Source organism: Agrococcus sp. Marseille-P2731 (assembly GCF_900117395.1).
In the GTDB taxonomy this organism is placed as follows: domain Bacteria; phylum Actinomycetota; class Actinomycetes; order Actinomycetales; family Microbacteriaceae; genus Agrococcus.
The window spans coordinates 163,719-189,073 of sequence record NZ_FPEG01000002.1 but is presented as its reverse complement, the minus strand read 5'-3'; the positions used below and the strand labels follow the sequence as shown (position 1 = coordinate 189,073).

Genomic DNA, 25,355 nt, shown 5'->3' with positions numbered 1-25,355 from the left:
AGGCCAGTCGAACCGCCCGGAAAAACTTGTGCGTGCGCCCGTCGGGCGCGCTGCGGGGAAGTCTACCCCACCGGCGCCGCGCCGCTCGGGAAGCTCGAGCGCCTGTGCAGCACCGCCGCTACGGCAGCACGACGCGCACGGCGAGCGCGATGAACGCCACTGCGGCGATCAGCGTGGCGACGATCGCGAGCCAACCGTGGGGCTGCACGCGACGGCCGATGCGCGAGCCGAGCAGCACGAGCACCGTGAGGTAGGCCGCCGACACCACCTCGAGGATCAGCATCAGCACGACCAGGTCGGCGAGCGGCGTCGGTGAGCCCGGGTCGATGAACTGCACGAAGAAGGAGGCGAAGAAGAGGATCGCCTTCGGGTTGAGCAGGCTCGTCACGAGCGCGGTGCGGAACGGCGCGAGCCTGGGCCTCGCGATGATCGGGTTGGGCGTCGTCGACGGATGGGTCGGGTTCTCGGTCGCCTCCGGCTCGGCGGTGTGCAGGCGCTTGGCGCGGATGCGCGCGAGGGCCGAGCGCACGAGGCCGAGCGCCAGCCAGCACAGGTAGGCGGCGCCCGCCCAGGTGAGGATCCGGAACACCACCGGGTTGGCCGAGAGCGCCTGCGCCGACAGCACGGCGAGCACCATGAGGATGGCGTCGCCGAGGAAGACGCCGAGCGTCGCGCGGAAGCCAGCGCGACGCCCAGCGCGCAGCGAGGTCGTCACAACGAAGAGGCTGTTGGCGCCCGGCAGCAGCACGATGACGAGCACGCCGGCTGTGAATGCCGCAAGAGTCGTGCCGTCGAGGCTCATCGGGCACCCGCCGCAATGGTTGGATGAGAGGCAGGAGGCCTCATGACCGACACTCGTCCCGCCCGCATCGCGGCGCCCGCCTGGCTCGGCGTGCTCCTGATCGTCACCGGGCTCGTGGGGCTGCTGGGAGCGTTCTCGCTCTCGGTGGAGCGCATCGAGCTGCTGCTGAACCCCGATGAGGCGCTCGGCTGCGACCTCAACCCGTTCCTGAGCTGCTCCGGCGCGATGGAGTCGGAGCAGGGCAGGCTGCTGGGCTTCCCCAACCCCTTCATCGGGCTCATGGCGTTCCCGGCTCCGATCCTCGTGGGTGTGCTCGCGCTCGCTCGCGTGCCGCTGCCCCGCTGGGTGTGGACGGTCTTCTCCATCGGCGTGCTCGTCGGCCTCGTGTTCGTGCTGTGGCTCGCGCAGCAGTCGATCTTCGTGCTGGGCTTCGTATGCCCGTGGTGCTTCTTGGTGTGGATGGGGATGTACGCGATGGCGTTCCCCCTCTGGGTGTGGGGCTTCGGCTCCGGGGCGCTGCCCGCGCCCGCCGGCATCCGCCGCTCGCTCGCGAAGGTGCAGTCGTGGGGCTGGGTGCTCTCGCTCGCGCTCGCGGTGATCATGGTCGTGACGATCATGGTCGTGCTGCCGGGCATCCCGCGCTACCTGCTCGCGGGCTTCTAGGCGACGGCTGCGGGCCAGCCCTCAGGCCGGCCCGCATCGTCCCGTCGTCTCAGCTCAGGAGAACCAGAGCGCGAGCTCGCGCGCCGCCGACTCCTCGGAGTCGGAGCCGTGCACGAGGTTCTGCTGCACCTTGAGGCCCCAATCGCGGCCCAGGTCGCCGCGGATCGTGCCGGGCGCGGCCGTGGTCGGGTCGGTCGTGCCGGCGAGCGAGCGGAAGCCCTCGATGACCCGGTCGCCCTCGAGGCGGATCGCCACCGAGGGACCGGAGAGCATGAACTCGACGAGCGGCTCGAAGAAGGGCTTGCCCTGGTGCTCGGCGTAGTGCTCCTCGAGCAGCGCCTTGTCGGGCTGCACCAGGCGCAGGTCGGCGATGACGTAGCCCTTCGCCTCGATGCGGGCGAGGATGGTGCCCGTCAGCTGTCGCTGGACGCCGTCGGGCTTGATGAGGACGAGGGTGCTCTGCATGCTCACCAGCGTACCGAGCACGTCGACCCGCCCCGACCGCGGCCGAGCGTGCCGTCTCGCGCGACCGCCCGGAGCTTCCACACCGGAGCGGGTCGCCGGCTGGATGGTCCAGCCGGCGCCTCTCGGGTCCGGAGAATCTCCGGGCGACTGCGCGCGGCGCCGGCCGGAAGGGCGGAGGCGCGGGTCAGGTGCCGGGGGCTCCGCGCGGGTCGAGGCCTGCAGCGAGGCGGCGGTGCTCGATGCCGCGCGCCTTCACGAAGCAGAAGATCCACAGGATGATGAACACGAGCGCGACGAGGCCCCAGACCACCTCGACGAGCACCAGCAGGCCCACCGCGATCTGCGCGACGAGGCTGACGATCCAGCCCCACGGCCGCCCGAGCACGCGCATGCTGAGGATGAGCAGCAGCGCGACGGCCCCGAACGCCACCGGCTGCGGCCAGTCGCGCGAGACGCCCCAGGCGGCCAGCGCGCCGAAGGCGAGCGCGCACACCTCGAGGGTGTGCACGATGCGCAGCAGCGCCTCCATGGCGCCGCGCTGCGGGCGGGGCTTGCGGGCCCGCGCGGGTGTCGGGGTCTCGTCGCTCATCGGTCGTCCTCCTCGCCGGTTTCGGCAGCTCCGACACCGTCGATGTCGCCCGCGTCGAGGCCGGCCGCAGCGATGCCGGCACCACCGAAGCCCTCGGCCTCCAGCTCCGGCGCATCCAGCTGCACCGTCGCCGCCTGCCGGCGCGCATCCGGCCGCAGCAACCAGCCCGCCTCACGGGCGTGACCGATCACGTCGCCCAGCAGCGTGACCGAGCCGGTCACGACCACGGCGCCCTGGCGGTCGGCCGCCGCGTCGCGCGCGGTCTCGACCGCGGTCGCCAGGTCGGTCTCGACGAGCACGCGCTCGGCGCCGAGCACCGCGACCGCCTGCGCGGCGAGCTCGTCGGCGTCGAGCGCGCGCTCGGAGGTCGACTGCGTCACGACGACCTCGTCGATCACGCTCTCGAGCTCCGTGAGCACACCCGTCGCGTCCTTCCCGACCAGCACGCCGAGCACGAGCGTGACGCGCTCGAGCCCGAAGTACTCCCCGAGCGCGGCGCGCAGCGAGGCGGCGCCGTGCGGGTTGTGCGCGGCGTCGGCGATGACGAGGGGGTCCGCGCCGATGGTGTCGAGCCTGCCGGGCGAGGTCGCCGCCGCGAAGCCGTCGGCGAGCACCTCGGCGGTCATCGGCTGCGAGCCGCCGCCGAGGAACGCCTCGACCGCCACGAGCGCGAGGGCGGCGTTGCGCCCCTGGTGCGCGCCCATGAGCGGCACGAGCTGGTCGATGTACTCGGCCGCGAGGCCGCGCACGGTGAGCAGCTGGCCGCCGACCGCGACCGACTGCTCCACGAGCGAGAAGTCGCGCCCGTCGAGCAGCAGCCGCGCGCCCACCTCCGCGGCGCGGGCCTCGAGCACGGCGAGCGCCTCCGGCGCCTGGGCTGCAGAGACGACGATCGCGTCGGGCTTGATGATGCCGGCCTTCTCGCGCGCGATCGCCTCGACCGTCGAGCCGAGCCGGTTCGTGTGGTCGAGGGCGATTGGCGTGATGACCGCGACGTCGCCGTCGGCGACGTTCGTCGAATCCCAGGTGCCGCCCATGCCGACCTCCAGCACCGCGACGTCGACCGGCGCATCCGCCATGATCGCGAAGGCGAGCACCGTGAACGCCTCGAAGAACGTCAGCCGGCGCTCACCCCGCTCGGCCAGCTCTGCGTCGACCATCTGGAGGAACGGCTCGATGTCCTCGTAGCCGCGCGCGAAGGCCTCGTCGGAGACGGGCTCGCCGTCGATCGTGATGCGCTCGTTGACGCGCTCGAGGTGCGGGCTCGTGAGCACGCCCGTCCGCAGGCCGTGCGCGCGCAGCAGCGCATCGGCGATGCGGGCCGTCGAGCCCTTGCCGTTGGTGCCGGTGATGTGGATGATGCGGAACGCCCGCTGCGGGTCGCCCAGCAGCTCGACGGCGCGCCGGGTCGCCTCGATGCGCGGCTCGACCGCCTGCTCCCCCGCTCGCTCGAGCAGCGCCTGATAGGCGGCCTCCGCCGCCTCGGCGTGCTCGAGCGAGGCGAGGATGCGGTCGTCGATGTCGGGCGTCTCGCCCGCGAGCTCGTCGCTCATGCGCCTGCCCTCTCGATCGTGATGGCCAGCGGCGAGCCGTCCCCGACGCGGTGCGCGGTGCGCCCGTCGGCGAGCTCGCCAGCGGCGTCGTCGACGCGCTCGACGGCGAGGTCGACGGCGAGCGTCTCGCCCTTGACGAGCTCGGCGTTCGCCTCGAGCGCTGCGACGCCGTGGCTGTCGGAGCCGAGGGTGAGGCGGATGCGGTCGCTCACGTCGAGCCCGGCGTCCTTCCGCGCCGACTGCACGGCGCGGACGACGTCGCGCGCGAGGCCCTCGGCCTCGAGCTCGGGGGTCGTCGCGGTGTCGAGCACGACGAAGCCGCCAGCGGGCAGGAACCCGACCGCCGCGCTCTCGTCGGCGACCTCGAGGGCGAGCTCGTACTCCCCCTCGACGAGCGCGATGCCGCCCGCCGTCACCGTGTCGCCATCCACCGACCAGTCGCCGGCGCGCGCCGCCTGGATCGCCCGCTGCACGTCCTTGCCGAGTCGCGGCCCCGCGGCGCGCGCGTTGACCTGCAGGCGGCGCGAGATGCCGTAGCGCTCGAGCGCGTCGTCGCCCGCGGCCTCCAGCGCGACCTCTCGCACGTTCAGCTCGTCGCGGAGCACGCCGGTGAACGCCGAGACGTCGACAGCGCCGACGACCGTCAGGCGCGGCAGCGGCAGGCGCACGCGCTTCTTCGCCTGCTTGCGCAGCGCGTTGCCGACGCTCGCGATCGCGCGCACCGCATCCATCTGCGCCACGAGCGCGGGGTCGGCCGGCAGCTCGTCCGCACCGCCATCGGCCACTGCGGGCCAGTCGGTCAGGTGCACCGAGCGACCGCCGGTCAGGCCCTTCCAGACCTCCTCGGTCACGAGCGGGGAGAGCGGTGCGGCGATGCGCGTGAGCGTCTCGAGCACCGTGAAGAGCGTGTCGAACGCCTCGGCTCCCGAGCCGTCGGAGCGCACGCCAGCCCAGAACCGGTCGCGCGAGCGCCGCACGTACCAGTTGGTCAGGACGTCGAGGAACTCGCGCACCGCCCAGGTCGCACCCGTCGCGTCGAGCCGCTCGAGCGCAGCCGTCACCGTCTCGACCGTCTCGCGCAGCTTGGCGAGGATGTAGCGGTCGAGCACGTCGGCGGATGCGGTGGAGCGCTCGGCGAGGTAGGGCGCGCCGTCGGCGGCGCGGTTCGCGTAGGTGGAGAAGAAGTACCAGGTCGACCACAGCGGCAGGTGGAACTGCCGCAGCGCCTCGCGGATGCCCTCCTCGGAGACGACGAAGTTGCCGCCCCTGAGGATCGAGCCCTGCATCAGGTTCCAGCGCACCGCATCCGAGCCGTAGGCGTCGAAGGACTCGTTCACGTCGGGGTAGTTGCGGCGCGACTTCGAGGCCTTGAAGCCGTCGTCTCCGAGGATGATGCCGTGGCTGATGACGTTCTCGAACGCCGGCCGGCCGAAGAGCGCGACCGAGAGCACGTGCATGACGTAGAACCACCCGCGCGTCTGCCCGATGTACTCGACGATGTAGTCGGCGGGGCTGTGCTCCTCGAACCACTGCTCGTTCTCGAAGGGGTAGTGGAACTGCGCGAAGGGCATGGAGCCCGAGTCGAACCAGACGTCGAGCACGTCGGGGATGCGGCGCATCGTCGAGCGCCCCGTCGGGTCGTCGGGGTTCGGTCGCGTGAGCTCGTCGATCGCCGGCCGGTGCAGGTCGGTCGGGCGCACGCCGAAGTCGCGCTCGAGCTCGTCGAGCGAGCCGTAGACGTCGATGCGCGGGTGGTTGGGGTCGTCGCTCTTCCACACCGGGATGGGGCTGCCCCAGTAGCGGTTGCGGCTGATCGACCAGTCGCGCGCGCCCTCGAGCCACTTGCCGAACTGCCCGTGCTTGACGTTCTCCGGCACCCAGGTGATCTGCTCGTTGGCGGCGAGCAGATCGGCCTTGATGTCGGTGACCTTCACGAACCAGCTCGAGACCGCCTTGTAGATCAGCGGGTTGCGGCACCGCCAGCAGTGCGGGTAGGAGTGCACGTAGCTCGCCTGGCGCAGCACGCGACCGGCATCCTTCAGCAGCTTCGAGAGCTGCTTGTTGGCGTCGAAGACCTGCTGCCCCGCGACCGGTGCGACGACGTCGAGGAACCGGCCTCCGTCGTCGACCGACAGGATCGTCGGGATGCCGGCGGCGTTCGTGACCCGCTGGTCGTCCTCGCCGTAGGCGGGCGCCTGGTGCACGATGCCGGTGCCCTCACCGGTGGCGACGTAGGCGTCGACCAGGATCTGGAAGGCGTGCTCGGTGCCCCAGACGGATGCGTCGGCGAAGAAGTCGAAGATGGGCTCGTAGGTGACGCCTGCGAGCTCGCTGCCAGGCAGCGTGCGCTCGACGGCGGCGACCGCCTCCTCGGCGGAGGCGTAGCCGAGATCCTTCGCGTGCGCCGCGACGGTGTCGGCCGCGAGCAGGAAGGAGCCCTCGGAGCCGTCGGCGGAGGGGGCCGTCGTGCCGCTCGGCCCCGCGGGCACGATCGCGTAGGCGATCTCGGGGCCGACCGCGAGCGCGAGGTTCGTGGGCAGCGTCCACGGCGTCGTCGTCCAGGCCAGGGCCTTGACGCCCGACAGCTGCAGCGCATCCGCTCGCTCGCCCGTGAGCGGGAAGGTGACGGTCAGCGTGGTGTCCTGGCGATCCTGGTAGACGTCGTCGTCCATGCGCAGCTCGTGGTTCGACAGCGGCGTCTCGTCGCGCCAGCAGTAGGGCAGCACGCGGTAGCCCTCGTAGGCCAGGCCCTTGTCGTGCAGCGCCTTGAACGCCCAGATGACGCTCTCCATGTAGCTCAGGTCGAGCGTCTTGTAGCCGCCGTCGAAGTCGACCCAGCGGGCCTGGCGGGTCACGTAGTCCTGCCACTCGTCGACGTACTGCAGCACCGACTCGCGCGCCTTCTCGTTGAAGACGTCGACGCCCATCGCCTCGATCTCTGCCTTCTCGGTGATGCCGAGCTGCTTCATCGCCTCGAGCTCCGCGGGCAGGCCGTGGGTGTCCCAGCCGAAGACGCGGGGCACCTGCTTGCCGCGCATGGTCTGGAAGCGCGGGAAGACGTCCTTCGCGTAGCCGGTCAGGAGGTGGCCGTAGTGCGGCAGGCCGTTGGCGAAGGGCGGGCCGTCGTAGAACACCCACTCGGTGCACCCCTGGCGCTGCTCGACCGAGGCGCGGAAGGTATCGTCGCCCTTCCAGAAGGCGAGGATGCCCGTCTCGATCGCGGGCAGGTCGGGGCTGGCCACCACCGGTCGGTCGGCGTCGAGCGGATAGCGCTGGGTCTCGGTCACGCTGGGTCTCCTGCATCCTCGTGGTTCTCGGATGCGGGGACGCTCTCGCGCGGTACCACCCCGCTTGCGACCTGTCGGGTCTCCCCGGCAGGTCACCGCTTCGTGCGACGGCTGTGACGGGCCTGCCCCGTTCGGATCTACTGAGCGCCCCTGCACCTCTCGGTGCCGAAGAGCCGTTCTCCCGACCGCTCCCCGGTGATGGCCGGATCGGTGCGTGTAGGTCGATCCTACCGCGCCGATCCGGCCACCGTCACTGCCTGGGCACTGCTGGCCGCATCCGGGGATCAGCGCGTGCTGCCGCGCAGCAGCACGCTGCCGGCGCTCACGTCGACGTCGATGGTGGATGCGGCGCTCGGGTCGTCGACGACCCGCACGTCGCTGTCGCCGGCCGAGGTGCGCTCGGTCACGGCGTACGCCCCGTCCGGGATGTCCAGCTCGATGCTGCCGGCGCTCGCCTGCGCCGTGATCGACGCCGGCTGCTCGCCCGTCAGGGCGCCGATGACGCGGCCGGCGCTGACGCCCAGGTCGACGGCGCCGTCGGTGGCGACGTCGATGCGCGCCTCCCCCGCGGAGACCTCGACGTCGAGCGACGCCGCGCTGCCGGAGAGGTCGATGCTGCCGGCGCTCAGGTCGACGAGCACTGCGCCCCAGTCGCCTGCGGCGTCGAGGCTGCCCGCCGAGACGCCCACGTCGAGGCCGAGCTCGCTGCGCTCGAGGGCTGCCGGCAGGGTCAGGATCGCGCGCTCCTCGCCGACCCGGTCGCCGAGCACGATGCCGAGGCCGAACCAGCGCCACTGACGGCCGGTGTCGATCACGAGCGCGTCGCCCTCCCGCTCGAGCCGCCACTGCTGTGCGGGGCCGCCATCGGTCGCGACCGACAGCTGCGCCTCGTCGACGTCGCCGAAGCGGATCTCGAACGCGGCTGCAGAGCTGTCGATCCGCAGCTCCCCGAGGCCCGCGGCATCCGCCGTGTACTCGTGGGCGGTGGCCGCGTGGGCAGAGACACCGCGCACGACGCCGCTGCCGATGCCGTAGACGATGCCGATCGTGCCGAGCACGATGATGAGGATGCTGATCCAGCGGCCGGGGCGGCCGGCCAGGCTTCCGGCGGGCGCGGGCCCTCCGGCGGGTGCGGGGTTGGGGGTGATGGTGGTCATCGGATGCCTCCGGTCGCGCCGGGCGCGCTGGTCGGGTCGGGAGAGGTGGGGGCCTCGAGGTGGGCGAGCACCGCGAGCACGCGGCGGTTGCCGTCCTCGGGCTCGAGCTCGAGCTTCTGGAACACGGCAGAGATGTGCTTCTCGACGCTGCCGGCAGAGACGTAGAGGCGGTCGGCGATCGTCTGGTTCGACGAGCCCTCGGCCATCAGGGCGAGCACCTGGCGCTCGCGCGGCGTGAGCCGCTCCATGCGGGCGTCGCGGCGACGACGGGCGAGCAGCTGGCTGACGACCTCGGGGTCGAGCACCGTGCCGCCGGCGGCGACCTGCTCGACCGCGGCGAGGAAGTCGCGGACGTCGGCGACGCGATCCTTCAGCAGGTAGCCGAAGCCGGCGGGGCCGCTCGCGATCAGGTCGGCCGCGTATCGCTCCTCGACGTACTGCGAGAGCACGAGCACGCGGGGTCGGTCGCCGCCGGGTCGGGGGCTGCCGGGCTGCGCCGCGCGGGAGCGGATCGCGATCGCCGCGAGGATGCCCTCGTTGGTGCGGGTCGGGGGCATCCGCACGTCGAGGATGGCGAGCTCGGGGTCGTGCGCGGCGATCGCGGCCTCGAGCGCCGTGGCGTCGGGCAGCTGCGCGACGACGTCGTGGCCGGCGTCGGTGAGCAGGCGGGCGATGCCCTCGCGGAGGAGGACGCTGTCCTCGCAGATCAGGATGCGCACGGGACGTCCACCTCGATCGCGGTCGGGCCGCCTGCGGGGCTGGAGACGCTGAGCGTGCCGCCGACGCCCGCGACGCGGTGCGCGAGGCCGTCGATGCCGCCACCGGCCTGGCGCTCGGCGCCGCCGACGCCGTCGTCCTCGATGCGGGCCCAGAGCGACGCGGGGCCGCCCTGGGGCCTGCGGGTGCGGATCGCCACCCGGATGCGGCTGGCGCGGGCGTGCTTCTGGGCGTTGGTGATGGCCTCGGCGATCGCGAAGTACACGGCGGTCTCGGCGTCGCGGCTGCAGCGCCCCTCGATGCGCGCGTCGACCTCGACCGGCACGACGCTGCGCCCGGCGAGCGCAGAGACCGCTGCGTCGAGCCCGCGGTCGTCGAGCACGGCGACGTGGATGCCGCGCGCGACCTGCCGCAGCTCGGTGACCGCCGACTTCGAGGAGGCGTGTGCCTCGTCGATCAGTCGCATCGCGGCGGCCGGGTCGTGCTCGATCTTGTCGCGGGCCATGCCCAGCTGCATCGCGATCGACACGAGCCTGGGCTGCACGCCGTCGTGGAGGTCGCGCTCGATGCGGGTCCGGTCGAAGTCGGCCGCCCGCACGGCGCCGTGGCGGCGCTCGCGCTCGTCGCGCGCCTCCTGCTCGAGGCGGGCGCGGTCGTCGGGCACCAGCAGGCCGGTGGTGACGCTGCGGTGCGCGAGCGCCAGCCCGATGGTGCCGGCGATGCCTGCCGCGAGCGCGAGGAGGCCGACGAGCGGCGCCCACTCGACGGGCACGGGGATGGAGGTGAGCGGGATGGTGATCGTCTCTGCGTCGCCGAGGCCCGCGAGCGCCAGCGGGATGCCCAGGCCGACGAGCGACAAGAGCGGCAGCGTGAAGGCGCCGAAGAGGCTCGCCAGGAAGAGGCTGAGGATCGCGCGCCAGTGCTGTCCGTCGGTCACGATGCGCAGCAGCCGGTGCGGCAGGCGCAGCCAGTCGGTGCGGTGCGAGTGCCGGAAGACCGCCGGCGGCACGTCGACGCCGTAGAGGCCCGCGACGCGCTCGCGCTCGAGCCAGGCGAGGGCGACGATGCCGAGCAGGGCGAGCGCCAGCAGCACGACGCCGACGAGCACGACGAGCGTGGCGATGCCGGTCGCCGCGACGGTCAGCACGAGGGAGAGGACGGGGATGCCGACGACACCGAGGAGCGCGAGGTGCGCGACGGTGGCGAGCAGGGGGCGGATGCGGTGCATGCCTCAACGCTAGGCCGCGGGGCGCGCCCGCACCCGGCGGATCCCCGGAAGTTCCACGGGGGTTAACCCCCACCTGCCAGCCCCCTCCGCGGGGGACCCGGCGCTACCCTCGAGGCATGCCCTCCCCGCGATCGTCCACCCGCAGGATCCGCACCGCGAGCGCCGTCATCGCGCTGGCGCTGGGGCTCGCGGTGAGCGGTTGCGGACTGATGCCCTCGCCGTCGCTGCCGCCGGTGCCGAGCGCGGCAGCACCGACCGCAGCGCCGGCGCCGACCGCTCCCGGCGACGCCCCGCAGCCCAGCGGCAGCTCGGCCCAGGCCGAGCAGTGCGCGCAGCTGGTGACCGACATGCAGGGCATCGCGGTCGACGTGGCCCTCCTCGGCGAGCGGTTCGGCAGCGGAGACCTCCTCGGTGGGGCCGTGCTGCTGGGCAGCATCTCCACGCGCGTGGGAGACCTGCAGGCACGCGTCACCGACCCTGCGCTGATCGAGCGCATCGAGGCCATCCAGGCAGGCTGGACCGCCCTGGTCGCCGACGCCGAGGGATCGCTGCAGGCGGGCGACACCAGCGGCATCGATCGCGCGATCGCCGGCATCGGCGAGCTGGGCGAGCAGGTCACCGCGCTCCAGGAGTTCTGCGCGGGCAACGCATGAGCGCGCCCTTGCTCGCACTCCTCGACGGCTCGATCGTCGACGTGACCCACCCGATCGTGCGGGCGGACGACCTCGGCGTCGTGCGGGGCGACGGTGTCTTCGACGCCACGCTCGTGCGCGCCGGCGCCGACGGCGCTCCGCAGGTGCATGACCGCGAGTCGCACCTCGACCGGCTCGAGCGCAGCGCCGAAATCTTGCAGCTGCCCGCCCCCGACCGCGCAGGCTACGGGCGTGCGATCGACGCGCTCTGCGCCGCGTGGGACTTCGCCGCGCATCCGGAGGCCGTCATCCGCCTCGTGCTCACCCGCGGGCCAGAGGCCGGCGGCGACCCGACGGCCTTCGCCCTCATGGCGGCGCTCGGCGCATCCGTCGTCCGCGAGCGCGAGCAGGGCGTCTCGGTCACGCTGCTCGGGCGTGGGCACGACGGCGACGATGTCGCTGCGATGCCGTGGCTGCTGCCCGGTGCCAAGAGCCTGTCGTACTCGATCAACATGGCGGCGAAGCGGCATGCCGCGCAGCAGGGCTTCGACGACGTGGTGTTCGTCTCGCCCGCCGGGCTGCTGCTCGAAGGGCCGACCTCGACCCTCGTGATCGACCGGGGCGGCAGCCTGCTCACGCCGCAGCAGGAGGGCATCCTCGCGTCCATCACCCTCGAGCACCTGATGGATCAGGCGCCTGCTGCCGGCCTGTCGGTCGCGTTCGCCTCGCTCGTGCCCGACGACCTGCTGGCGAGCGACGGCGCGTGGCTGCTGTCCTCCGGTCGCCTGCTCGCGCGCATCACGAGCGTCGACGGGCGCGAGCTGCCGGCGTCGCCGCTCGACCCCACCCTGCGCAGGCTGCTCGACGTCTGAGGCGGCTGGGTGGGCGTCAGCCGGGCCGACTCAGCGACCACCCGCCGCGCGGGCCGCAGCAGCGAACGGCTCGACCGCGACGCGCACGGCTGTCGCCGCGCTCGGCCGTCCGGGCGTGCCCGTCCACGCGACGAGCGCCGCGCACGCGGCGGCGACGATCGCGACCGGCTCGACCGAGGCATCCGCCGACTCGGGCAGCACGTCGCGCTCGAGCGCGAGCGCGAGCGCCGCGCGGTCGACGAGCGGCTGCAGCCTGGCAGGGGCGCCGTCGCGCAGCGCCGCCACCGCACCCATCGCGCGGGCGTCGCGCAGCGCTGCGGGCGGCGCGGTGCCCCACGGCTCGACCGCGAGCGCGAGCGCGTCGACGAGCCGGTCGAGCGCGCCCGGATCGCCCGGGCCACCGCCCGCGGCGAGCGCGGCACCTGCACGATCGATCGCCGCGTCGAGGCTCGCCCACAGGGCGTCGGCCTTCGAGTCGCAGTAGGCGAAGACGGTGCCGCGGGAGACCCCGGCGCGGCGGGCGATGTCGTCGATGCTGACCGCGTCGTAGCCGCGCTCGAGGAACAGCTCGAGCGCCGCCTCGTGGATGGTCGCAGCGCTCGAGGACCTCGGCCGGCCCGGCCGTCGTGACGTCGCCATGGAATCCCTTCCCGACGGCTATTGTTGCACTCGGTACTGATATCCGTGCCGCCATCGCGTCACCGCCATCCCGAGGAGCGACCGTGACCACCCATCCTGCGCCCACCCCGGCCGGCCCGCCGGCATCCGCGCCCGCGCGTCGGCACACGGCGACCCGCAGGGTCGCCGCTGCCGCGACCGTCGGCACGGCGCTCGAGTCCTACGACTTCTACGCCTACTCCTACTTCGCGGCGTTCTTCGCCGGGCCGTTCTTCTTCTCGGCGCTGGGGCCCGCCGGCGCGCTCCTCGCCTCGTTCGCCACGATCGGCATCGCGTTCGTCGTGCGCCCGATCGGCGCCGTGCTCTTCGGGCACCTGGGCGACCGCATCGGCCGCAGGTCGACGCTGCTCATCACGATCGCGCTCATGGGCGTCGCGACGGGGCTCGTCGGACTGCTGCCGACCGGCGAGGGCTGGGCGGCCTTCGGCGCCGTCGCGCTCGTCATCCTGCGCATCGTGCAGGGCCTCTCGCTCGGCGGCGAGTGGGGCGGTGCCGTGCTGCTCGCGACCGAGCACGCCGACGCCCGCCGCCGCCCCTTCTTCGCCTCGCTGCCGCAGCTCGGCTCCCCCATCGGCTCGGTGGCGGCCGGTGGCCTCATGCTGATCATGTTCTTCGGCCTGGGGCCCGAGGCGATGGCGGCGTGGGGCTGGCGCATCCCGTTCCTCCTCGCCCTCCCGCTCATCGCGGTCTCGCTCTACCTGCGCTGGTCGATCGACGAGACCCCCGTCTTCAAGGAGCTGCAGGCCAGCGGCGCGCGCGAGAAGAACCCGGTGTGGGCGGCGATCCGCACGCAGCCCGCGGCCTTCGGCGTCGCCATCCTCGTGGCGCTGCTCGGCATCGGCTCCTACTCGCTCATGAACACCTACACGATGGGCTACGGCGTCGCCTCGCTCGGCTTCGACGAGATGCAGCTGCTCGCGGCCGCGACCATCGGCGGCCTGCTGCAGTTCATCACGGTGCCGGGATTCGGCTGGCTCGCGACCCGGATCGGCTCGGCGCGCGTCGTGGCGCTCGGCGCCTTCGGCACGCTGCTCATCGCCTTCCCGGTCTACCTGCTGCTGAGCGACGCGACCTTCGGGGTGCTCGTCACGCTCATGATCGTCGGCGGCATCCTGCCGACCGCGTCGTGGGCGGCGCTCGGCGGCACCATGCAGGAGCTCTTCCAGGGCCGCCACGCCTACTCGGCCCTCTCCGTCGCCTATGCGCTGGCAGCGGTGCTGTCGGGCTTCATCCCCTACCTCACCGGCGCGCTCGGCACTGCCACCGGCGGCGCCTGGTGGCACCCCGGCGTCGTGCTCGCGGCGCTGTCGGCGCTCACGCTCGTCGGCGCGGTCATGGCGATGCGGATGCGCCGGCTCGGCGACGAGGGCATCGACGCCGCGCAGGCCGTCACCCGCGAACTGGTGCCAGAGCCCGCCTGACCGCATCCCGACGCGGCGCTCCACCGGCCGCTGCGCACTACGCAAGCCCGCAGGACCCGATCAGCAGCGCTTCCCGCATCATCTCCAGAGGTACGGCGCAGATCGCGGCGCGGGCTTGCGTTGTGCGGTGGCTGCGAGCGTCACGCCCACTGCGCACAACGCAAGCCCGCAGGATCGGATCAGCAGCGCTTCTCGCATCATCTCCAGCGGGGCCGCGCAGATCGCGGCGCGGGCTTGCGTTGTGCGGTGGCGCCGAGTTGCCGCGCCGCGCCGCGCCGCGCCGCGCCGCGAGAGGATGCAGGCATGGGGAAGCCGACGATCGCGCGCACCGCGAGCGCCGAGGTCGAGATCTCGCGCTCGCGGTTCCTCGCGACGGCCCACCGCATCGGCTCGCTCGACGACGTGGCCGAGCTCGTGCGCGCGACGCGCCGCGCGCATCCGGATGCCAGGCACGTCTGCAGCGCTGCTGTCGCAGGCGGCCTCGGCGAGTCGAGCCGCTCGAACGACGACGGCGAGCCGGCCGGCACGGCGGGCTCGCCCATGCTCGCGGCCATCGCCGGCCGCGACCTGAGCGATGTCGCGGTGCTCGTCGTGCGGTGGTTCGGCGGGGTGAAGCTCGGCACCGGCGGGCTCGTGCGCGCCTACGGCGGCATCGCCGCGGATGCACTGGACGCCGCAGGCAGGCTCGACCGGCTGGAGGCGAGCGAGCTGCGCGGGCAGCTGCCGCTCGCCGACGCGCAGCGCATCGAGCACGCGCTGCGCTCGGCCGGCCACGCGCCGACGGTCGAGTACGCGGCGAGCGGCGCCATCGTGCGGCTCACGGTCGCCGACGCGGCGCTCGCCGAGGCAGCCTCGCTGCTCGCGCAGCTGGGCGTCGAGCACCAGGCGAGCGGCGGCCGCATCATCGAGCGGCTCGCGTGCTGAGGTCGGCTGGCGCCGGGGGCGGGCCAACGCTCCGGTTGGACGCGTCTCGGTCGGTCCCGATGCGGTCAGCGCCCCGGCGTCGACCCGTGTCGCGGTCGGTCCCGATGCGGTCAGCGCCCCGGCGTCGACCGGTGTCGCGCTCGCTCCCGATGCGGTGAACGCCCTGCGGTTTCGACCTGCGCCGGGCGCAAGCGCTCAGGCGAGGGCGCGAGCGACCGCCACCGCCTGCTCCGCGTAGCCGCCGCCGAACAGCAGCGTGTGCACGAGCAACGGCTGCAGCTGCTGCATCGGGATGCGCTCCCGCCAGCCGTCGGCGAGCGGCGAGCGCTCGTCGTATGCGGCGAGCACCCGCTCGAGCCGCGGCAGCCCGAAGAGCGCGAGCATCGCGAGGTCGGTCTCGGCGTGCCCGCCCTGCGCGTGCGGGTCGATGAGCACGGCACCCGTGTCGACGTCGCTCCACAGCACGTTGCCGCTCCACAGGTCACCGTGGATGCGCGCGACATCGTGCGCGCTGCTCGCGACGAGCGCAGGCTGCGGCGCGTCGAAGTCGCTTGCCGCCATCCGGTCGACCGCGCGCAGCACGGTGCGGGCGTCGTCGCCGTCGAGGCGGCCGCTCGCCGCGCAGCGCTCGACGATCGGGCGCACGGCCGTCGCCGCCCACGCCTCGCCCCAGCGCCGCCCGTCGCCCACCGGCGCAGGCGCGAGCGGCGTGCGCGACGACCCGACCTCGAACGGCGCCGCCGCGCTCGGCGGCGGGCAGCTGTGCCACGCGGCGCCGCTGGCGTGCAGCAGCGCCAGGCTGCGTCCGAGCGCCTCTGCGCGCGCATCCGTCGCAGCAGCCGGCTGGACGCGAACGACGCGCAGCACCTCGCCCTCCAGCCGCGCCCGCGCGATCCGCGTGCCTCCGTCGGCCTCCGCCTCGGCGAGCCACGCGAGCCCCGCTGCCTCCATCGCGAGCGCCGCGCGCCCGCCCGGCGCCGTCTTCTCGACATCCATGCGCCGAGCCTACGAGCGCATCCGCTGCGCCTGCCAGCGCACCCGCCCCGCCTTCGAGCGCATCCGCCCAGCCTCCCAGCGCAGCCGCCCCGCCCCGGTACCGTGGTCGCATGGCCCGCACCCGCAAGCCCATGCCCCTCTGGCTGCCCATCGTCGCCGCCGTCTGCCTCGGCATCGCGGCCGTGCTGCAGCAGGACACCTTTTCGCGCGTGCTCATGGCCGTCGCCGCCGTGCTGTTCGGCCTCACCGCCCTCCTCCAGTGGCGCATGCAGCGCCGCGACCGCTAGGCCCGCCCGCGACCGCGGCACCGCAGTAGACTCCCCCGAGAACAACCAGGCATCACGCCGGAACCACCGGCGCAGACACGATGCCGCGCACAGCGAAAGCGAGACGCCATGAGCGCCATGCCCGAACGCCCCGCCCTCGAAGGACTCGAGCAGAAGTGGGGGCAGCGATGGGAGGAGGCCGGCACCTATCGCTTCGCCGGCACCGACGCCGACGGCGCCGCCCTCGACCGGGAGGCGATCTACTCGATCGACACGCCCCCGCCGACCGCCTCCGGCTCGCTGCACGTCGGCCACGTGTTCTCCTACACGCACACCGACCTCGTCGCGCGCTACCAGCGGATGCGCGGCAAGCGCGTCTTCTACCCCATGGGATGGGATGACAACGGCCTCCCGACGGAGCGCCGCGTGCAGAACTACTACGGCGTGCGCGTCGACCCCACGCTCCCCTACGTCGAGGGCTTCACGCCTCCGCAGGAGGGCGGCGACAACAAGGGCTCGAAGGCCGCGGACCAGCTGCCCGTCTCGCGCCGCAACTTCATCGAGCTCTGCGAGCGCCTCACCGAGGAGGACGAGGAGAAGTTCGAGCACCTCTGGCGCACCCTCGGCCTCTCGGTCGACTGGCAGCAGTCCTACCGCACGATCTCCGACGACGCCCGGCGCACCTCGCAGCTCGCCTTCCTGCGCAACCTCGAGCGCGGCGAGGCGTACCAGGCGGATGCGCCGACGCTGTGGGACGTGACGTTCCGGACGGCGGTGGCCCAGGCCGAGCTCGAGGACCGCGAGCAGCCGGGCGCCTATCACACGCTGCTCTTCGAGAGCGCGGACGGCGAGCTGCGGATCGACACCACGCGCCCGGAGCTGCTCGCCTCGTGCGTGGCCGTGGTCGCGCATCCGGACGACGCGCGCTACCAGCACCTGTTCGGCACCACCGTGACCACGCCGGTGTTCGGCGTCGAGGTGCCCTTCGTCAAGCACGAGCTCGCCCAGATCGACAAGGGCACGGGCGTGGCGATGATCTGCACCTTCGGCGACCTCACCGACGTGATCTGGTGGCGCGAGCTGCAGCTGCCCAGCCGCTCGGTGATCGGCTTCGACGGCCGCTTCGTGGCCGAGGCTCCCGAGGCGCTCGAGAGCGATGCGGCGAAGGCCGCCTACGCAGAGCTGGCCGGCAAGACGGTCTTCAGCGCGAAGAAGACGATCGTCGAGCTGCTGCAGGCCGCCGGCCGCATGGTCGGCGAGCCGCGCACGATCACGCACCCGGTGAAGTTCTTCGAGAAGGGCGACAAGCCGCTCGAGATCGTCTCGACGCTGCAGTGGTACATCAAGAACGGCGGCCGCGACGAGGGCCTGCAGGAGCGGCTCGTGTCGCTCGGCCGCGAGATCGCGTGGCACCCCGAGCACATGCGCACGCGCTACGAGAACTGGGTGCACGGGCTCAACGGCGACTGGCTCATCTCGCGCCAGCGCTTCTTCGGCGTGCCGATCCCCGTCTGGTACCAGCTCGACTCGGAGGGTGAGCGCGTGCCCGGCGGTGTGCTGCTGCCGACGCCCGAGCAGCTGCCGCTGGACCCGACGAGCGACGTGCCGGAGGGCTTCGACGAGGCGCAGCGCGGGCAGCCCGGCGGCTTCGTCGGCGAGGTCGACGTGATGGACACCTGGGCGACCTCGTCGCTCACCCCGCAGCTCGCGGGCGGCTGGGCCGCCGACTCGGCGCTCTGGCAGCAGATCACGCCCTTCGACCTGCGCCCGCAGGGCCAGGACATCATCCGTACCTGGCTCTTCTCGACGCTGCTGCGCTCGATGTTCGAGGACGGCGGTGCGCCCTGGAAGCACGCGGCGCTCTCGGGCTGGATCCTCGACCCCGACCGCAAGAAGATGTCGAAGTCGAAGGGCAACGTCGTCACGCCGCTCGGCATGCTCGAGGACCACGGCTCCGACGGCGTGCGCTACTGGGCGGCGTCGTCGAGGCTCGGCGTCGATGCGACGCTCGACCCGCAGAACCCGAAGATGGTCAAGATCGGGCGCCGCCTGGCGATGAAGGTGCTGAACGCCGCGAAGTTCGTGCTCTCGATGGAGGGCGCGCCGGGCGAGGTGACCGAGCGCCTCGACCGCGAGATGCTCGGCGAGCTCGCGCAGGTCGTGCGCACCGCCACCCGAGCGTTCGAGGCGTACGACCACGCGAAGGCGCTCGAGGTCACGGAGAGCTTCTTCTGGACCTTCTGCGACGACTACCTCGAGCTCGTGAAGGAGCGCGCCTACACCGGTGACGAGCCCGGCCGCGGCTCGGCGATCGGCGCGCTGCGCCTCGCGATCGACGTGCAGCTGCGCCTGCTCGCGCCCTTCCTCCCCTTCGCGACCGAGGAGGTCTGGTCCTGGTCGCACGAGGACTCGATCCACGTCGCCGCGTGGCCCACGCCCGACGAGCTCGGCAACGGCAGCGACGCGATGGGTGCAGGGGCGCTCGCCACAGGCGCGATCAGCATCGGCTCGACGGGGATGCTCGCATCGGTCGGCCAGGCGCTCATCGGCATCCGCAGGGCGAAGACGGATGCGAAGGCCAGCCAGAAGACGCCGGTCGCCTCCGCGGTCATCGCGGTGCCGTCGGCGCTGCGCGAGCACCTCGAGGCGGCGGCCGGCGACCTGCGGGCGGTCGGGCGCATCCGCGAGCTGACGCTCGTCGACGCGGACGAGCTCGCGGTGCGCGAGATCGCGCTCGAGGAGTCCTGATGCAGATCGGCACCCGCTGGGCGGTCGGCGGCGAGCCGCCGTCGGCGGTGCCGGTCGAGATGCGGGCGGCGATCGACGACGAGGAGCGCACGCTCGTCGAGCTGGGCGCTGACACCTCGAGCTGGCGCTGGACGCTGACCTTCCTGGAGGGCCTGCCCGTCGTCGAGCTCGACGACGGCACGACGATCCGCCTCGACGGCGCCGACGTGCTCGTCACCCGCGAAGACTGACGCTCACCGCCGCCTGAGCCGCTCCGGCGCCGCAGGCGCCAGAGCGAGTCGAAGGCCGCCCAGCCAGCGCTTCGACACGCTCAGCGCGCTCCGCGTGCGGAGCGGCTCGGCGAGCAGGCGTCAGCCGCGCGCGAGCACCCAGCCGTGCAGCATGGCCATCCAGCCGTCCTCGTCGCGCGACCAGGCGGCCCACGCATCCGAGATCTCCTGCCGCTGGCGCGCATCCGCCAGCCCGTGCCGCTCGGTGCCCTCGGCGAAGGCCGAGTGCAGCGCCCGCTGCACCCACTGGCCGCCCCAGAACCCACGCCCCTCCGGCGACTCGAAGCACCACGTCTCGACGCCCGTCTCGATCGAGGCGCACCCGGCCTCGCGCGCCCAGCGCTTCAGCTTCGCACCCGCGTCGCCGTCGCCGCCGTTCGCGCACTGCAGCTGGCCCATGAGCTCGCGCCAGCGCGCCAGCGGCGGCGTCAGCGGCTCGATCGTTGTCGCCGAGTAGACGACCTCGCGGGCCGCCACGAGCTCGCTCACCGCGCGCCACGCTCGCAGCGCGGCGACGGGCTCGCCGAGGTGCTGCAGCACCTGGTGCGCGTGCACGACATCCCACCGCTCCCCCGGCGTCGGGTCGTAGGCGTCGCCGACGCGGAACTCCACGTTCGCGACGCCCGCAGCAGCCGCAGCGGCTCGTGCCGTCTCGATCACCTCGGCGCTCGCGTCGATGCCGACGACGAGGCCACCACTGCCGACCATGCGCGCCAGGTCGATCGTGATCGAGCCCGGCCCGCAGCCGACGTCGAGGATGCGCATCCCGGGCACGAGCTGCGGCACGAGGTAGGCGGCGGAGTTGGCGACCGTGCGCGCGGCGTGCGCGCCGACGACCGAAGGGTGATGGCCGTGGGAGTACTCGGCTTCGGGCATGCCGCGAGTCTACGAGCGGCCTCGCAGGGGCCGGCCGCTTAGGGTGGTCGACATGACCAATCCCTTCTTCGCGCCGAGCGCGCTCCCCTACCAGCTGCCCCCGTTCGCAGAGATCCGCGACGAGCACTACGAGGAGGCGCTGGAGGCCGGGTTCGCCGAGCAGGCGCAGGAGGTGCGCGCCATCGTCGTCGCTCGCTCGGCGCCCACGTTCGAGAACACCATCGAGCCGCTCGAGCGCTCCGGCGGCATCCTCTCCCGCGTCGCGCACGTCTTCTTCAGCATGACCTCGACCGACTCCTCGCCGTTCCTCGAGCAGCTCGAGGAGCGCTACGCGCCGCGCTTCGCCGCCCACTCCGACTCCATCACGCTCGACCCGATGCTGTACGCGCGCATCCGCACGCTGCACGAGCAGCCGCAGGAGCACTGGAGCGACGAGCAGCGCTACCTCGTCGAGCGCCGCTTCACCGAGATGACCGTCGCCGGCGCCGGCCTCGACGACGCCGCGCGCGAGCGCCTGAAGGAGCTCAACCAGCAGATCGCGACGCTCACGACGCGCTTCGACAAGCACCTGCAGGCCGACACCAACGACCTGGCGGTCGTCATCGACGATGCCGCGCAGCTCGACGGCCTCGCCGACGGCGAGATCCAGGCGGCCGCCGCTGCCGCCGCCGACCGCGGTCTCGAGGGCAAGTGGCTCATCACCCTGCCTCTGTTCTCGGGCCACCCGTGGCTCGCGTCGCTCACCGACCGCGACGTGCGCCGGCGCGTGCTGGAGGCATCCCTCGCCCGCGGCACCCGTGGCAACGAGCACGACAACCGCGCCACGGTGCTCGAGCTCACCGCTGCCCGAGCAGAGCGCGCGCAGCTGCTCGGCTTCGCCACCCACGCGCACGCGATCACCGCCGACGAGACGGCCGGCTCGCCCGACCGCGTCATGGCGATGCTCACCCGGCTCGCCGCGCCCGCAGCCGCCAACGCGAAGGCCGAGGCCGCCGCGCTGCAGGCGCAGATCGAGGCAGCCGGGCACGACTACGAGCTCGCCGCGTGGGATTGGGACTTCTGGACGGAGAAGGAGCGCACGGCGCGCTACGACGTCGACACCGCGGCGCTGCGCCCCTACTTCGAGGCCGAGCGCGTGCTCTGGGACGGCGTCTTCCACGCCGCCACGCAGGTCTACGGCGTGACCTTCGAGGAGCGCGGCGACCTCGTCGGCTACCACCCCGACGTGCGCGTGTTCGAGGTGCGCGACGAGGACGGCAGCAAGGTCGGGCTCTACCTGCTCGACCTCTACACGCGCGACTCGAAGCGCGGCGGCGCCTGGATGAACCCCTTGATCCAGCAGAACGCGCTGCTCGGCCACCCGACGGTCGTGATGAACAACCTCAACGTGCCGAAGCCTCCGGCCGGCACGCCGACGCTGCTGACCTTCGACGAGACGAACACGCTCTTCCACGAGTTCGGCCACGCGCTGCACGGGCTGTTCGCCCAGGTCACCTACCCCTCGCTCGGCGGCACGAACGTCTTCCGCGACTTCGTCGAGTTCCCCAGCCAGGTGAACGAGATGTGGATGCTGTGGCCCGGCATCGTCGACAACTACGCCAAGCACATCGAGACCGGCGAGCCGCTGCCGGCCGACGTGATCGAGCGCCTGCAGGCCTCGGAGTCGTTCAACCAGGGCCACGACACGAGCGAGTACCTCGCAGCGGCGCTGCTCGACCAGGCCTGGCACGCGCGCACGGCCGGCGACGAGGTGACGGATGTCGCGGCCTTCGAGCGCAACGCGCTCGACCAGGTGGGGCTGCTGAGCGAGACGGTGCCGACGCGCTACTCGACCGGCTACTTCCAGCACGTCTTCTCCGGCGGCTACTCGGCCGGCTACTACTCCTACATCTGGTCCGAGGTCATGGACGCCGACACCGTCGAGTGGTTCAAGGAGCAGCCGTCGATCCGCGAGGCCGGGCATCGCTTCCGCGAGCGGCTGCTGGGCGTCGGCGGCTCGAAGGACCCGCTCGAGGCGTTCCGCGACTTCCTCGGCCGCGACGCTGACATCGCCCCGCTGCTCAAGCGCCGCGGGCTCGAGGGCTGACGCCCAGGCGCCCAGCTCCCGCCCGCCTGCAGGCCGGTCGCACCCTCAGCGGGCGCGGCCGGCCTGCAGCACGAGCCAGATGAAGTAGGGGATGCCGACGAGGGCCGTCATGATGCCGGCGGGCAGCTGCGCCGGCGCGATGAGCGAGCGCCCGAGCGTGTCGGCGAGGAGCGTCAGGGTGCCGCCGAGCACCGCCGCGAGCGGCAGCAGCACGCGGTGCCGAGCACCGACGAGCGCGCGCGCGGCGTGCGGCGCGACGAGCCCGACGAAGGCGACGACGCCGATCGCGGCGACCGCGGTCGACGCGAGCGCGACGGCGAGCGCCAGCGCCACGACCTGCACGGCGGTGAGCCGCACGCCGAGCAGCCGCGGTGTCGACTCGTCGAGCTGCGCGAGGTCGAGGTCGCGGTGCATCCACACCATGCCGAGACCGGCGATCACGAGCACGACGGCGACCGGCACGGCATCCTCGAAGCCGCGCCCGTAGGTCGAGCCGGCGAGCCAGACGATCGCCTTGCCCTGGTTGAAGGGGTCGGTGGTGACGATCAGCAGGCTCGTGATCGCCGCGGTGGCGGCCGACATCGCGAGCCCCGTCAGCACGAGCCGCAGCGAGCCGAGCCTGCGCCACCCGACGAGCAGCAGCACGATCAGGCCCGCGAGCCCGCCGCCCGCGAGCGCGCTGCCGGCCACCGCCCAGCCGGTCGCGACCGGCACGAGCGTGATCACGCCGACGGCGCCGAGCCCCGCGCCGCCCGCCACGCCCAGCAGGTAGGGCTCGGCGAGGGCGTTCCGCGCCACCGCCTGCACGAGCGCGCCCGAGAGCGCGAGCGCGACGCCCGCGAGCACCGCGGCGACGACCCTCGGCGCCCTGGCGTCGAGCGTCAGCCGCACGGCATCGCCCGCGCGCCCGGACAGCCAGTTGCCGACGTCACCGAGCAGCAGCATCCGATCGCCCAGGAGCACGGCGGCCACCGTGAGCACCGCGAGCACGACGGCGGCGACGACGATGGGCAGCCAGGCGCGCGTCGCGATCGTGCGCGCTCCGAGCACCGACATCGACTCGGTCTCGGCGGCCCCGGCCATCGTGCGGGCGAGCACGATGATGCAGATCGCGCCGATCAGGCTCGTGACGACGCCGGTGGGCACGTCGAGCGACGCCCGCCCCGGCAGCACGGCGCGCAGGAGCACGTCGGCGCCGACCACGAGCACGGCGCCGGCGAGCGCGGCCAGCGGGATCGCGACGAGGTGTCGCGATGCTCCGCGGATGCGGCGCACGAGCAGTCGAGTGACGATCGGCGCCGCGAGTCCCACGAAGCCGATCGGGCCGGCGATGGCGACGGCGGTCGCGGCCAGCGCGACGGACGCGACGAGGGTGCCAAGGCGCAGGCGACTGACGCCGACGCCCATCGTCGTCGCAGCCTCCTCCCCGAGCGCCAGCACGTCGAGCCTCCGTGCGAGCAGGAGCAGCACCGCGATGCCGACCAGCACGAGCGGCGCGAGCTGGGCGACGGTGGTCATGCCGTTCTGCGACAGCTGGCCGACCCCCCACGCGTAGAGCCCGCTGGTCGCCTGCTCGTTCAGGATGATCGTGACCGTCGTGACCGACTGCAGCGCGAGCGCGAGCGCGGTGCCGACGAGCACCATCTGGGTCGTCGAGCCGCGCCCGCGCCCGATCGCGACGACGGCGAGCGCCGCGACCAGGCCGCCGGCGAAGGCGAGGCCTGCGCCCCCGATGCCCGGCAGGCTGACGCCGAGGACCGCGGCGAGCGCGATGGCCGCGCTCGCGCCGCCGTTCACGGCCAGCGTGTCGGGCGAGGCGAGCGGGTTGCCGGTGAGCGTCTGCATCGCGTAGCCGGCCGCGCCGAGCGCGAGGCCGACGACGATCGCCGCGGCGACGCGCGGCAGGCGGCTCTCGACGATGACGGCGCTGTCGCCGGCATCGCCGCCCAGCCAGCCGAGCAGCTCCGACAGCCCGAGCGCCGTGGTGCCCTGCGTCGTGTGCCACGCGGCGAGCACGACCAGGGCGACGAGGAGGGCCGCGCCGAGCGCGAGCCCTCCCGGCCGCACCCGCGTCACGGGGTGGGTGCGAGGGTGGTGACGATCGCGTCGAGGTAGGCGGTCAGCGAGTCGACGCCGCCGAAGAGCCAGATGCCGTCGGGCAGTCGGTGCACGTTGCCCGCCTGCACGGTGGGCAGCCCGTTCCAGATCGCGTTGTCGCCGAGCAGCGTCTCGAACACGTCCACGTCGCCGCCGGTCGTGTAGAGGATGTGCGTCTCGTCGCCGAGCTCCGTCAGGCCCTCGACGTCGGTGCTGCCGAGCCCGTACTGCGGGTCGCCCTCGCCGGGCCAGCCGTTCACGAAGCCGACCGACTCGAAGGCGGCGGGCAGCAGTGCACCCTCGGCGTAGGGGCGGATCGACACCTGGCCGCCGGCCTCCCAGCCGTCCATGTGCGCGAGCTCGGTGCCGGCGAGGCCGCGCTCCTCGACCATCGCGCTGACCTCGGTGACGTGCGCCTCGTAGGCCTCGATGGCCTCGTCGGCCGCCGCCTGGTTGCCGACCGCCTCGCCCACGAGCCGCAGGTCGGCGAACATCGTCTCGATGGGCGACGCTGCGTCAGCCCCCTGCACGACGACGACGGGTGCGATCGCCTCGAGGTCTGCGTAGGCGCCCGCGTCGCGGCCAGAGGTCGCCACGATGAGGTCGGGCGCGAGGCCGGCGATCGCGTCGATCGACGGCTCGGTGCGCGTGCCCACGTCGGTCGGCTCACCCTGCAGCGGCGCGCCGAGGCCCGCCCAGTCGGTGTAGCCGGCGACGTCTGCGACGCCGACGGGCTCGACGCCCACGGTCTGCAGGTGCTCGACGACGTTCCACTCCAGCGCGACCACGTCCTCCACCCCCGCGGGGATCTCGACCTGCTCGCCCCGGGCATCCGTCACGGTGATGACATCGGATGCGGTGGCCGCATCGGGCTCGGTGCTCTCGGCCGGGGCCTCGGTGGTGCCGCAGGCGGCGAGCGCGAGCGCGGTCAGCACGGCGGCGCCGGCGAGCAGCGGTCGCGTCGCGCGCGAGCGCGCGGTGGAGCGGAGGGAGTCGGTCATGGTCAGCCTTCCTCGGCCCGGGCGCTGA

At 73.2% G+C, this 25,355-nt stretch carries 22 protein-coding genes; 9 read left to right on the top strand and 13 right to left on the bottom strand.

Going from position 1 to position 25,355, the window contains the following annotated elements; translation table 11 throughout:
• Window positions 1-118 precede the first annotated feature (118 nt).
• Window positions 119-802, bottom strand: coding sequence for a leucine efflux protein LeuE (leuE, locus tag BQ6202_RS04840; RefSeq protein ID WP_072313356.1), 684 nt, complete (start codon window positions 800-802; stop codon window positions 119-121).
• 42 nt (window positions 803-844) lie between these two features.
• Between leuE and BQ6202_RS04835 the strand changes: the two genes are divergently transcribed.
• A complete protein-coding gene (locus BQ6202_RS04835) occupies window positions 845-1,465 on the top strand; it encodes a vitamin K epoxide reductase family protein (protein WP_072313355.1) in 621 nt (206 codons plus the stop codon).
• A gap of 54 nt (window positions 1,466-1,519) precedes the next feature.
• On the opposite strand, the gene ndk is transcribed toward BQ6202_RS04835, so the two are convergent.
• The 7 genes from ndk to BQ6202_RS04800 form a co-directional block, all read right to left on the bottom strand.
• Window positions 1,520-1,930 carry a nucleoside-diphosphate kinase gene (ndk, locus tag BQ6202_RS04830; RefSeq protein WP_442855758.1) on the bottom strand — a complete coding sequence of 137 codons (411 nt, stop codon included), beginning with the start codon at window positions 1,928-1,930 and terminating at the stop codon, window positions 1,520-1,522.
• Window positions 1,931-2,114: 184 nt separating this feature from the next.
• Window positions 2,115-2,519 (bottom strand): DUF4233 domain-containing protein, encoded by a 405-nt coding sequence (locus BQ6202_RS04825; protein WP_072313354.1) that lies wholly within the window; start codon window positions 2,517-2,519, stop codon window positions 2,115-2,117.
• Complete coding sequence (locus BQ6202_RS04820) at window positions 2,516-4,072, bottom strand: bifunctional folylpolyglutamate synthase/dihydrofolate synthase (protein WP_072313353.1); 1,557 nt, start codon at window positions 4,070-4,072, stop codon at window positions 2,516-2,518. Before BQ6202_RS04820 ends, BQ6202_RS04825 begins: the two co-directional genes overlap by 4 nt.
• A complete protein-coding gene (ileS, locus tag BQ6202_RS04815) occupies window positions 4,069-7,359 on the bottom strand; it encodes an isoleucine--tRNA ligase (protein WP_072313352.1) in 3,291 nt (1,096 codons plus the stop codon). Before ileS ends, BQ6202_RS04820 begins: the two co-directional genes overlap by 4 nt.
• A 284-nt stretch (window positions 7,360-7,643) precedes the next feature.
• Window positions 7,644-8,516, bottom strand: coding sequence for a DUF4097 family beta strand repeat-containing protein (locus tag BQ6202_RS04810; RefSeq protein ID WP_072313351.1), 873 nt, complete (start codon window positions 8,514-8,516; stop codon window positions 7,644-7,646).
• Window positions 8,513-9,235: a LuxR C-terminal-related transcriptional regulator gene (locus BQ6202_RS04805; RefSeq protein ID WP_072313350.1), complete on the bottom strand. Its 723-nt coding sequence runs from the start codon at window positions 9,233-9,235 to the stop codon at window positions 8,513-8,515. Before BQ6202_RS04805 ends, BQ6202_RS04810 begins: the two co-directional genes overlap by 4 nt.
• Entirely contained in the window at window positions 9,223-10,461 is a 1,239-nt protein-coding gene (locus tag BQ6202_RS04800) for a sensor histidine kinase (protein ID WP_072313349.1), read from the bottom strand. The genes BQ6202_RS04805 and BQ6202_RS04800 overlap by 13 nt, the downstream gene beginning before the upstream one ends.
• A 116-nt stretch (window positions 10,462-10,577) precedes the next feature.
• Here BQ6202_RS04800 and BQ6202_RS04795 point away from each other — a divergent pair, with 116 nt between their 5' ends.
• Both BQ6202_RS04795 and BQ6202_RS04790 read left to right on the top strand, forming a co-directional pair.
• Window positions 10,578-11,114, top strand: a complete 537-nt coding sequence (locus tag BQ6202_RS04795; protein WP_072313348.1) for a hypothetical protein — start codon at window positions 10,578-10,580, stop codon at window positions 11,112-11,114.
• An 8-nt stretch (window positions 11,115-11,122) separates the two neighbouring features.
• Window positions 11,123-11,965, top strand: a complete 843-nt coding sequence (locus BQ6202_RS04790; protein ID WP_159433611.1) for an aminotransferase class IV — start codon at window positions 11,123-11,125, stop codon at window positions 11,963-11,965.
• Window positions 11,966-11,995: 30 nt separating this feature from the next.
• Here the strand turns inward: BQ6202_RS04790 and BQ6202_RS04785 are convergent, their stop codons facing one another.
• A complete protein-coding gene (locus BQ6202_RS04785) occupies window positions 11,996-12,604 on the bottom strand; it encodes a TetR/AcrR family transcriptional regulator (protein WP_072313346.1) in 609 nt (202 codons plus the stop codon).
• An 83-nt stretch (window positions 12,605-12,687) separates the two neighbouring features.
• Here BQ6202_RS04785 and BQ6202_RS04780 point away from each other — a divergent pair, with 83 nt between their 5' ends.
• Together BQ6202_RS04780 and BQ6202_RS04775 are read left to right on the top strand one after the other, a co-directional pair.
• The gene (locus tag BQ6202_RS04780) at window positions 12,688-14,064 is read left to right on the top strand and encodes an MFS transporter (protein ID WP_072313345.1); all 1,377 of its coding nucleotides are present in this window, start codon (window positions 12,688-12,690) and stop codon (window positions 14,062-14,064) included.
• Window positions 14,065-14,367: 303 nt separating this feature from the next.
• A complete protein-coding gene (locus BQ6202_RS04775; protein WP_072313344.1) occupies window positions 14,368-14,988 on the top strand; it encodes an IMPACT family protein in 621 nt (206 codons plus the stop codon).
• A 195-nt stretch (window positions 14,989-15,183) separates the two neighbouring features.
• Here BQ6202_RS04775 and BQ6202_RS04770 read toward each other — a convergent pair whose 3' ends face one another.
• Entirely contained in the window at window positions 15,184-15,984 is an 801-nt protein-coding gene (locus tag BQ6202_RS04770) for a fructosamine kinase family protein (RefSeq protein ID WP_072313343.1), read from the bottom strand.
• Window positions 15,985-16,094: 110 nt separating this feature from the next.
• On the opposite strand from BQ6202_RS04770, the gene BQ6202_RS14865 reads away from it, so the two are divergent.
• The 3 genes from BQ6202_RS14865 to BQ6202_RS04760 all read left to right on the top strand — a co-directional run bounded on the left by BQ6202_RS14865 (window position 16,095) and on the right by BQ6202_RS04760 (window position 19,228).
• Entirely contained in the window at window positions 16,095-16,271 is a 177-nt protein-coding gene (locus BQ6202_RS14865; RefSeq protein ID WP_159433610.1) for a hypothetical protein, read from the top strand.
• Between the two features lie 108 nt (window positions 16,272-16,379).
• Window positions 16,380-18,998 (top strand): valine--tRNA ligase, encoded by a 2,619-nt coding sequence (gene valS / locus BQ6202_RS04765; protein ID WP_072313342.1) that lies wholly within the window; start codon window positions 16,380-16,382, stop codon window positions 18,996-18,998.
• Window positions 18,998-19,228, top strand: a complete 231-nt coding sequence (locus tag BQ6202_RS04760) for a hypothetical protein (protein WP_072313341.1) — start codon at window positions 18,998-19,000, stop codon at window positions 19,226-19,228. Before valS ends, BQ6202_RS04760 begins: the two co-directional genes overlap by 1 nt.
• A gap of 120 nt (window positions 19,229-19,348) precedes the next feature.
• Here BQ6202_RS04760 and BQ6202_RS04755 read toward each other — a convergent pair whose 3' ends face one another.
• Window positions 19,349-20,143 (bottom strand): class I SAM-dependent methyltransferase, encoded by a 795-nt coding sequence (locus BQ6202_RS04755; protein WP_072313340.1) that lies wholly within the window; start codon window positions 20,141-20,143, stop codon window positions 19,349-19,351.
• A 52-nt stretch (window positions 20,144-20,195) separates the two neighbouring features.
• On the opposite strand from BQ6202_RS04755, the gene BQ6202_RS04750 reads away from it, so the two are divergent.
• On the top strand, window positions 20,196-22,229 hold the full coding sequence (locus tag BQ6202_RS04750; protein WP_072313339.1) for a M3 family metallopeptidase: 2,034 nt from the start codon (window positions 20,196-20,198) through the stop codon (window positions 22,227-22,229).
• A 45-nt stretch (window positions 22,230-22,274) separates the two neighbouring features.
• Here BQ6202_RS04750 and BQ6202_RS04745 read toward each other — a convergent pair whose 3' ends face one another.
• Together BQ6202_RS04745 and BQ6202_RS04740 are read right to left on the bottom strand one after the other, a co-directional pair.
• Window positions 22,275-24,305 (bottom strand): iron ABC transporter permease, encoded by a 2,031-nt coding sequence (locus tag BQ6202_RS04745; RefSeq protein WP_072313338.1) that lies wholly within the window; start codon window positions 24,303-24,305, stop codon window positions 22,275-22,277.
• Window positions 24,302-25,327: an ABC transporter substrate-binding protein gene (locus BQ6202_RS04740; protein ID WP_072313337.1), complete on the bottom strand. Its 1,026-nt coding sequence runs from the start codon at window positions 25,325-25,327 to the stop codon at window positions 24,302-24,304. Before BQ6202_RS04740 ends, BQ6202_RS04745 begins: the two co-directional genes overlap by 4 nt.
• Window positions 25,328-25,355 lie beyond the last annotated feature (28 nt).

Coding starts and splice junctions, on each gene's coding strand:
- leuE (WP_072313356.1), bottom strand. CDS start 802: ATGAGCCTCGACGGCACGACTCTTGCGGCATTCACAGCCGGCGTGCTC.
- BQ6202_RS04835 (WP_072313355.1), top strand. CDS start 845: ATGACCGACACTCGTCCCGCCCGCATCGCGGCGCCCGCCTGGCTCGGC.
- ndk (WP_442855758.1), bottom strand. CDS start 1,930: ATGCAGAGCACCCTCGTCCTCATCAAGCCCGACGGCGTCCAGCGACAG.
- BQ6202_RS04825 (WP_072313354.1), bottom strand. CDS start 2,519: ATGAGCGACGAGACCCCGACACCCGCGCGGGCCCGCAAGCCCCGCCCG.
- BQ6202_RS04820 (WP_072313353.1), bottom strand. CDS start 4,072: ATGAGCGACGAGCTCGCGGGCGAGACGCCCGACATCGACGACCGCATC.
- BQ6202_RS04810 (WP_072313351.1), bottom strand. CDS start 8,516: ATGACCACCATCACCCCCAACCCCGCACCCGCCGGAGGGCCCGCGCCC.
- BQ6202_RS04800 (WP_072313349.1), bottom strand. CDS start 10,461: ATGCACCGCATCCGCCCCCTGCTCGCCACCGTCGCGCACCTCGCGCTC.
- BQ6202_RS04795 (WP_072313348.1), top strand. CDS start 10,578: ATGCCCTCCCCGCGATCGTCCACCCGCAGGATCCGCACCGCGAGCGCC.
- BQ6202_RS04785 (WP_072313346.1), bottom strand. CDS start 12,604: ATGGCGACGTCACGACGGCCGGGCCGGCCGAGGTCCTCGAGCGCTGCG.
- BQ6202_RS04775 (WP_072313344.1), top strand. CDS start 14,368: ATGGGGAAGCCGACGATCGCGCGCACCGCGAGCGCCGAGGTCGAGATC.
- BQ6202_RS04770 (WP_072313343.1), bottom strand. CDS start 15,984: ATGGATGTCGAGAAGACGGCGCCGGGCGGGCGCGCGGCGCTCGCGATG.
- BQ6202_RS14865 (WP_159433610.1), top strand. CDS start 16,095: ATGGCCCGCACCCGCAAGCCCATGCCCCTCTGGCTGCCCATCGTCGCC.
- valS (WP_072313342.1), top strand. CDS start 16,380: ATGAGCGCCATGCCCGAACGCCCCGCCCTCGAAGGACTCGAGCAGAAG.
- BQ6202_RS04760 (WP_072313341.1), top strand. CDS start 18,998: ATGCAGATCGGCACCCGCTGGGCGGTCGGCGGCGAGCCGCCGTCGGCG.
- BQ6202_RS04755 (WP_072313340.1), bottom strand. CDS start 20,143: ATGCCCGAAGCCGAGTACTCCCACGGCCATCACCCTTCGGTCGTCGGC.
- BQ6202_RS04750 (WP_072313339.1), top strand. CDS start 20,196: ATGACCAATCCCTTCTTCGCGCCGAGCGCGCTCCCCTACCAGCTGCCC.
- BQ6202_RS04740 (WP_072313337.1), bottom strand. CDS start 25,327: ATGACCGACTCCCTCCGCTCCACCGCGCGCTCGCGCGCGACGCGACCG.